General features: G+C 68.4%; 5 protein-coding genes. All 5 read right to left on the minus strand.

All coding sequences use genetic code 11. From position 1 onward, the window contains the following. Window positions 1-186: 186 nt before the first annotated feature. The gene (locus GV790_RS18890) at window positions 187-2604 is read right to left on the minus strand and encodes a RelA/SpoT family protein (RefSeq protein ID WP_163814645.1); all 2418 of its coding nucleotides are present in this window, start codon (window positions 2602-2604) and stop codon (window positions 187-189) included. A 279-nt stretch (window positions 2605-2883) separates the two neighbouring features. Beyond that, entirely contained in the window at window positions 2884-3456 is a 573-nt protein-coding gene (locus tag GV790_RS18895) for an adenine phosphoribosyltransferase (protein ID WP_178128106.1), read from the minus strand. 32 nt (window positions 3457-3488) lie between these two features. Then, window positions 3489-5219: an ABC transporter substrate-binding protein gene (locus tag GV790_RS18900; protein WP_163814646.1), complete on the minus strand. Its 1731-nt coding sequence runs from the start codon at window positions 5217-5219 to the stop codon at window positions 3489-3491. A gap of 17 nt (window positions 5220-5236) precedes the next feature. Continuing rightward, window positions 5237-6427 carry a protein translocase subunit SecF gene (gene secF, locus GV790_RS18905; protein ID WP_163814647.1) on the minus strand — a complete coding sequence of 397 codons (1191 nt, stop codon included), beginning with the start codon at window positions 6425-6427 and terminating at the stop codon, window positions 5237-5239. Further along, the coding region (secD, locus tag GV790_RS18910) for a protein translocase subunit SecD (protein WP_163814648.1) at window positions 6424-7404 on the minus strand (981 nt) is incomplete at its 5' end. The genes secD and secF, both read right to left, overlap by 4 nt.

The raw sequence follows: 7404 nt of genomic DNA on the forward strand, positions 1-7404 counted from the left end.
CACCGCTGAAGCGGAGGAAAGTTTACACGGCGCACCGCTCGACCCCGGATACGCCACGGCGCGGCGATGCGAAACCGTGCCAAAGTTTCCGAACTCGTCGACGAGCTTGCCAAGCCCCCATGACATCTGGACAGCCTGCGGCAGCCCTGCGAAGCTTGGGCGACGACCCAGCCGAAGGCCGCTGGATCAGGCTGCTGAGGTCACCCGATAGACGTCGTAGACGCCCTCGACATTGCGCACGACGTTGAGAATGTGGCCGAGATGCTTGGGATCGCCCATCTCGAAGGTGAACTTGCTGATCGCCACCCGGTCGCCGTGGGTGGCGACGGAGGCGGACAGGATGTTCACCTTCTCGTCGGCGAGCACCTTGGTGACATCGGAGAGCAACCGCGTACGGTCCAGCGCCTCGATCTGGATGGCCACCAGGAACACCGACGACGGCGATGGCGCCCACTCCACGTCGATGATGCGTTCGGACTGGGCCTGCAACGAACCGGCGTTGGTGCAGTCGACCCGGTGCACGCTCACCGCGCCGCCGCGGGTCACGAAGCCCATGATCTCGTCGCCGGGCACCGGGGTACAGCATTTGGCCAGCTTGGCCACCGTGCCCTCGGCGCCGGGAATGAGCACGCCTGCGTCACCGGAGACACGCTGGCGGGCCGGGGTGGTCGACGGCGTGGAGCGTTCGGCGAGTTCGTTCTCCACATCGCCGATGCCGCCGAGCTGGGCCATCAGCCGCTGCACGACGTGGTGCGCAGAGACCTGGTGCTCACCGACGGCGGTGTAGAGCGCGGAGATGTCGGTGTAGTGCAGCTCCTTGGCGACCGCGTTCATCGCGTCGACGTTCATCAGCCGCTGCAGCGGCAGCCCGACCCGGCGGACTTCCTTGTTGATCTGCTCCTTGCCGCTTTCCAGCGCCTCTTCGCGGCGTTCCTTGGCGAACCATTGCCGGATCTTGGCCTTGGCGCGCGGGGAGACCACGAAGCTCTGCCAGTCGCGGCTGGGGCCTGCGTTCTGCGCCTTCGAGGTGAACACCTCGACGACCTCGCCGTTCTCCAGCTGACGTTCCAGCGCGACGAGCCTGCCGTTGACCCGGGCACCGATGCAGCGGTGCCCGACCTCGGTGTGCACCGCGTAGGCGAAGTCCACCGGGGTGGATTTCTGGGGCAGGGTGATCACATCACCCTTGGGGGTGAACACGAAGATTTCCGGGGCCTTGAGGTCGAACCGCAGCGACTCCAGGAACTCGGCCGGATCGGCGGCCTCACGCTGCCAGTCGAGCAGCTGGCGCATCCACGCCATATCGTCGACTTCGGCGGTATCGCTGGAGTGCTTGCCGCGGGTCTCCTTGTACCGCCAGTGCGCGGCGATGCCGAACTCGGCGGTGCGGTGCATGTCCTGGGTGCGGATCTGCACTTCCAGCGGCTTGCCGTCGGGGCCGACGACGGTGGTGTGCAACGACTGGTAGACGCCGTAGCGGGGCTGGGCGATGTAATCCTTGAACCGCCCGGCCATCGGCTGCCACAGCGAGTGCACCACGCCGACGGCGGCGTAGCAGTCACGCACCTCGTCGCACAGGATGCGGATGCCGACCAGGTCGTGGATGTCGTCGAAGTCCTTACCCTTGACGATCATCTTCTGATAGATCGACCAGTAATGCTTGGGCCTGCCCTCGACGACGGCGTTGATCCGGCTGGCCGCCAGGGTGTTGACGATCTCGGCACGCACCTTGGCCAGGTAGGTGTCGCGCGAGGGCGCGCGGTCGGCGACCAGGCGCACGATCTCGTCGTACTTCTTGGGGTGCAGGATCGCGAACGCGAGGTCCTCGAGTTCCCATTTCACGGTGGCCATGCCGAGCCGGTGGGCCAGCGGCGCGATGACCTCGAGGGTCTCCTTCGCCTTCTTGGCCTGCTTCTCCGGCGGCAGGAACCGCATGGTGCGCATATTGTGCAGCCGGTCGGCCACCTTGATCACCAGCACGCGCGGATCGCGCGCCATCGCGATGATCATCTTGCGGATGGTCTCGGCCTCGGCCGCCGCCCCCAGATTGACCTTGTCCAGCTTGGTGACGCCGTCGACCAGGTGCGCGACCTCGGGACCGAAATCAGCGGTGAGCTGCTCGAGCGAGTACCCGGTGTCCTCCACGGTGTCGTGCAGTAGTGCCGCGACCAGCGTGGTGGTGTCCATGCCGAGCTCGGCGAGGATATTGGCCACCGCCAGCGGATGGGTGATGTAGGGGTCGCCGGACTTGCGGAACTGCTTGGCGTGCCGTTCGTCGGCGACGTCGAAGGCCCGCTGCAACAGCGTGAGGTTCGCCTTCGGGTAGAGCTCGCGATGCACCGTGGCCAGCGGCTCGAGCACCGGTTTGACCGCCGCGATGCCGCGCTGACCGGTCATTCGCCGAGCCAGCCGCGCCCGCACCCGCCGCGACGCCGACGTCGGCACCGCGGCCGCGCCGGGCTGGCGTACCACACCGGGATTGGGCCCTGGGGTCGCGGGTCGCGCGGGCTGGGCCGCTGCACCATCGGACGAGGTGGCCGGCGCACCGCCGGGCCGCGAGGCAGCCGATTGCTCGACGTTCGCCTCGCCCAGATGCTGAGTCATGCCACCACCTCTCCACGCCGTGGCCGGAACCTCATCCGACCACCGCAACCTCCCAGACCATCAACTCTAGCCTTCGCCTCGGCCAGCCGTTCGGCAACAGGTTGCCGAACCCGTTTACTGGCACTGCCGTACCGAAGTACAACGCTCGAACGGGAGCCCGCTCTTCCCCTGCCCGCGACTGCCGGCACCCGGGGTGGCCAGCAGCGGCGAGGCGGTGCGGACCGGGCAACCCGATCGCCGGCCGGTCCCGGGAACGGGACGGAGGTCGCTCGCTCGCGATCAGACCGTGACGATGGCCGACAGCGGGTAGTCGCCCTGCCGTTTGCGCCCGCCGAGAGCTTCCAGCTCCAGCACCACCGCGGCCGCCACGATCTCGGCGCCGGTCTGGGTGAACAGATCGGCCGCGGCGGCGAGGGTGCCGCCGGTGGCGAGGACGTCGTCGAGGAGCAGGACGCGGCGGCCGACGAGGGAGACGCCGTCGGCGGGGATCTCCAGGGCGGCCTTGCCGTATTCGAGGTCGTATTCGCGGGTGACGACCGGGGGCGGCAGTTTGCCCGCCTTGCGGACGGCGATGACGCCGGTGCCGAGGGTGGCGGCGACGCCTGCGCCGAGCAGGAAGCCGCGGGCGTCGACGGCGGCGACGAGGTCGGCGTCGGGGGCGTTGGCGGCCAGGCAGTCGATGACGGTGCGGAAGCCTTCGGGGTCGGCGAAGACCGGGGTGAGATCGGCGAAGCGGACGCCGGGCTCGGGGAAGTCGTCACGCCAGCGGGTCAGCTGCTGGACGATCTGCGCGGCCTTGCTTGTCCGCTCGGCGACTGCGTCGTCGGATTCGATCGCCGCGTGCTTGCTCATCGACACCTCTCCATAGTCACATCACCCACAACTCACCGCTTCAGTACCCACCGGTCCATGTTCCAACCGGTACCCGCCTGGGTGGGGGCCGCGATGCCGTTCTGCAAACCGTTGCCGAAGGCGATGGTGCGCGGCGTGGCGAACAACGGAATGCTCGGCAGCTGCGCCCACAGCAGGCCCTCGGCCTCGGTGAGCAGATTCAGCCGTGTGGTCGAGTTGTCGTCGGCCGCAAGCTGATCGGTGATCGCATCGTAACGGCCGTTGCCGAATCGCCCGAAATTCAGTCCGCTACCGGTCCGCAACGCGCTGGTCGCGGCCACGCCGTCCAGCGAGCCCGCCGGGCCGGGGACGCTCGCGGTACTTCCGAGCACGGCGTCCACCGCTCCGGCGGACAGCTGGGCCGGGCGGAAATCGGGGGCGCCCGCGTCCACGACGGTGATACCTGCGGGTTTGCAGGATTCGGCGATCTTGGCCACGGTGCGGGCGCGGCGGTCGTCGGGAGTCTGGTAGCCGACGCGGATGGTCAGCGCCGGGGCGCCCGCTGCCGCCAGTGCGGCCTTCGCCCCGTCCACATCGACGCTGCGATACGGTTCTGCGCCGCCGATGATCGCCGGGTAGTAGAGCGAATCCTGTTGCAGGATACGGGAGTTCAGCGGGCCGGAGCCGAGACCCGACTCCGGGGCCTCCGGCACCTTGCCCAGCTCGTCGAACAGCGCCTGGCGCGGAACACACGAGGCGAAGGCGCGCCGGGCCTCGACCGAGCCGAGCACACCGCCGGTGGACAGCACCAGCTGCTCGGCACCACGGCCCGGCACCTGCTGCACCTCGAAACCGCCCAGCTCGAGCCCGGGCACCGACCCGGCCCCGATATCGACCACGCTCACCGCGCCCTCGCCCACCTTGGCCGCCAGATCGGTGGACTTCGGCCACACCACCACACGACCGGTCTCGGGCTTGTTGCCCCACCAGCGTTCGTTGGCCACCAGCACCAGACCCTCGTCCTCGGTGAACGATTCGATCCGGTACGGCCCCGACGACGGGAAGCGGCTCACGTCCAGCTCACCGGGGGCCAGCGTCCAACCGCTGTTCCAGAAATCCGCCAGCCGTTGGATGGCACCGGGGTCGCCGGACTGCATCACCGACACCACATTCGGCACATTCGCCGCCCGCGCGGCGATATGCGCGGGCATCAGCTCACCGGCGGTGAACAGGTTGCGCCACGGCAGGTAGCGGCGGTCGGGCCGGAACACCACCGTCGCGTCCTTGGATCCGGGCAGGCATTCGATCCGCTCGATGTCCTCGTATCCGGCGGTGCTCGCGGCGTCGAAGAGCGGTACCGGGCCGCCGTCGCCGGGCCGGGTGAAGCGCCCGCTGCGCGCCGCCCAGGCCAGCACGAGATCATCGCAGGAGGTGGGCACGCCGTCGGAGTACACGCCGTCGGGGTTGAGCCGGTACTGGATGGTCTGGGACTCCCCCGGCACCTCCTTGGCGGTGCCGACGTCGGTGTCGGCGACCTGCTGGCCGTCCGGCCCGGTGTAGAAGAAGCCGGTCAGCACCCGGCCGAACACCGCGGTGGCGCCGGTGCTCGCGCCGAGCGTGCTGCCGCCGTTGTAGCTGGCGACAGCCGCGTCGACGGCGAATCCGATGGACGGGACCTGGCTTTCACTCGAGCATCCGGCGGCCAGTCCGGCCGCCACCGCCGCGGCGGCCGTGGCCGCGAGCAGTCGATGCGGCCTGCGCAGGAAACCTCGCGGCTGACGCATGACCCGACCCCCTGTCGTCAGTGGTTCTTCCGGTGTCGTTTTCCGCTCGGCCGGGCCCCGGGACGCGGCCCGGTATCGCGGGTACGCCGCGGTGTCTCAGGAGTTTCGCGGGCGGGCACCGCACCCGCACGACGGCCGGCACCCGCCTTCGCGCCGCTCGCGCCGGCCCGCTTGGCGAGCACCTTCTTGGTGTGTGCCGCGACCGGACCGAAGCGTTCCTTGATCGACACCAGCACCGGGACGGCGAAGAAGATCGATGAGTACGCGCCGACGATCATGCCGACCAGCTGCACCAGCGCCAGATCCTTCAGCGTGCCGACGCCGAGCAACCACACCGCGATGACCAGCATGCCGATGATCGGCAGGATGCCGATGACGGTGGTGTTGATCGATCGCATCAGGGTCTGGTTGGCGGCCAGATTCGCCTGCTCGGCATAGGTGCGCCTGGTCAGATGCAGCACGCCGCGGGTGTTCTCCTCGACCTTGTCGAATACCACGACGTTGTCGTAGAGCACGAAGCCGAGGATGGTGAGCAGGCCGATCACCGCGGCCGGGGTCACCTCGAAACCGACCAGCGAATAGATGCCCGCGGTGACGATGAGGTTGAAGAACAGCGACGCGATCGCGGCGATGGACATATCGCGTTCGAAGCGGATCGCGATATAGATCATCGTCAGCACGACGAACACCAGCAGCGCGATCACCGCCTGCCGAGTGATCTGGCTGCCCCAGGTCTCACTGATCTCGGCGATGCTGATCGCGTTGCGCGTCACCTCGCCGTCGGCGTTCTTGGGCTGGAATTCGTCGAACAGCGCGGTCTGCAGGGCCGCGGTCTGCTCGAGGTCGAGGGTCTCCGAGCGCACCTGGATGGTGGCCGAATCGCCGGAGCCGACCTTCTGTACGGTCACCGGCTCGTGACCGATGGTCTCGGTGTAGACGTCCTCGACCTGCTGGGTGGTCGCGGTGTCGCTGGCGGGCAGCTGGATGCGCGAACCACCGGCGAAGTCGATGCCGAGGGTGAAGCCGCGCACGACGATGCTCAGGATCGACAGCAGCAGGAAGATCGCGCTCAGCGTGTAGAACAGCCGCCTGCGGCCGACGATCTCGAAGCCACCGGTGCCGGTGTAGAGGCGTTCGAAGAAACTGTGCCGCGGGGCGGGCGCCCGGTTGGGGGCGTCGGGCTCCAGGGTCGGGCTCGAGGTGCTCATCGTGCGGTCTCCTTCACCAGCGCCGGTCCGCCGGCGCCGCGTTCCCTGGCAATCTGCTGGATCACACCGAGGCCGTTCACCGACGGCTTGGCCCAGAACGGCGAGCGCGACGCCAGCATCATCAGCGGCGCGGTGACCAGATAGAGCACGATGACGTCGAGCACGGTGGTCAGGCCGAGGGTGAAGGCGAAGCCCTTGACCTGCCCGGCGGCCAGGATGTAGAGCACGACGGCGGCGATGAGGCTGACCGTTTTACCCGAGAGGTTGGTGCGCTGGGCGCGGGCCCAGCCGCGTGGCACCGCGGACCGGAAGCTACGGCCCTCCCGCATCTCGTCCTTGATGCGTTCGAAGAACACCACGAACGAGTCGGCGGTCATACCGATACCGATGATCAGACCCGCGATACCGGCCAGGTCGAGGGTGAACCCGATCCAGCGCCCGAGCAGCACGATCAGGCCGTACACCGCCACACCGGCGGCGACCAGCGACAAGCCGGCGAGGAAGCCGAGCATCCGGTAGTACAGCAGGCAGTACAGCAGCACCACGATCATGCCGATGGCGCCGGCGATCAGACCCGCGCGCAGCGAGGACAGACCGAGCGTGGCGGAAACGGTCTCGGCTTCGGAGGTCTGGAACGACAGCGGCAGCGAACCGTACTTCAGCGTGTTGGCCAGTTCCTTGGCGCTGGAGGCGGTGAAGTTGCCCGAGATCTGGGTGCTGCCACCCTGCTGCGGGCCCTGCTGTACCACCGGCGCGCTGACGACCTGCGAGTCGAGCACGAACGCCACCCGCTTGTAGACGTACTCACCGGTGAGGTCGGCCCATGCGTCCGAACCACTGGACTTGAATTCCAGGGTGACCTCGTGGCGCGCCTGCTGCTGGTTGAGGCCGGAGGTCGCGTCCTTGATCTCCTGGCCGTCGATGCGGCTCGGGCCGAGCAGGTAGACCTCGCTGCCGTCGGTCGCGCAGGTGACCAG

The organism is Nocardia cyriacigeorgica (assembly GCF_010858045.1).
GTDB lineage: Bacteria > Actinomycetota > Actinomycetes > Mycobacteriales > Mycobacteriaceae > Nocardia > Nocardia cyriacigeorgica_E.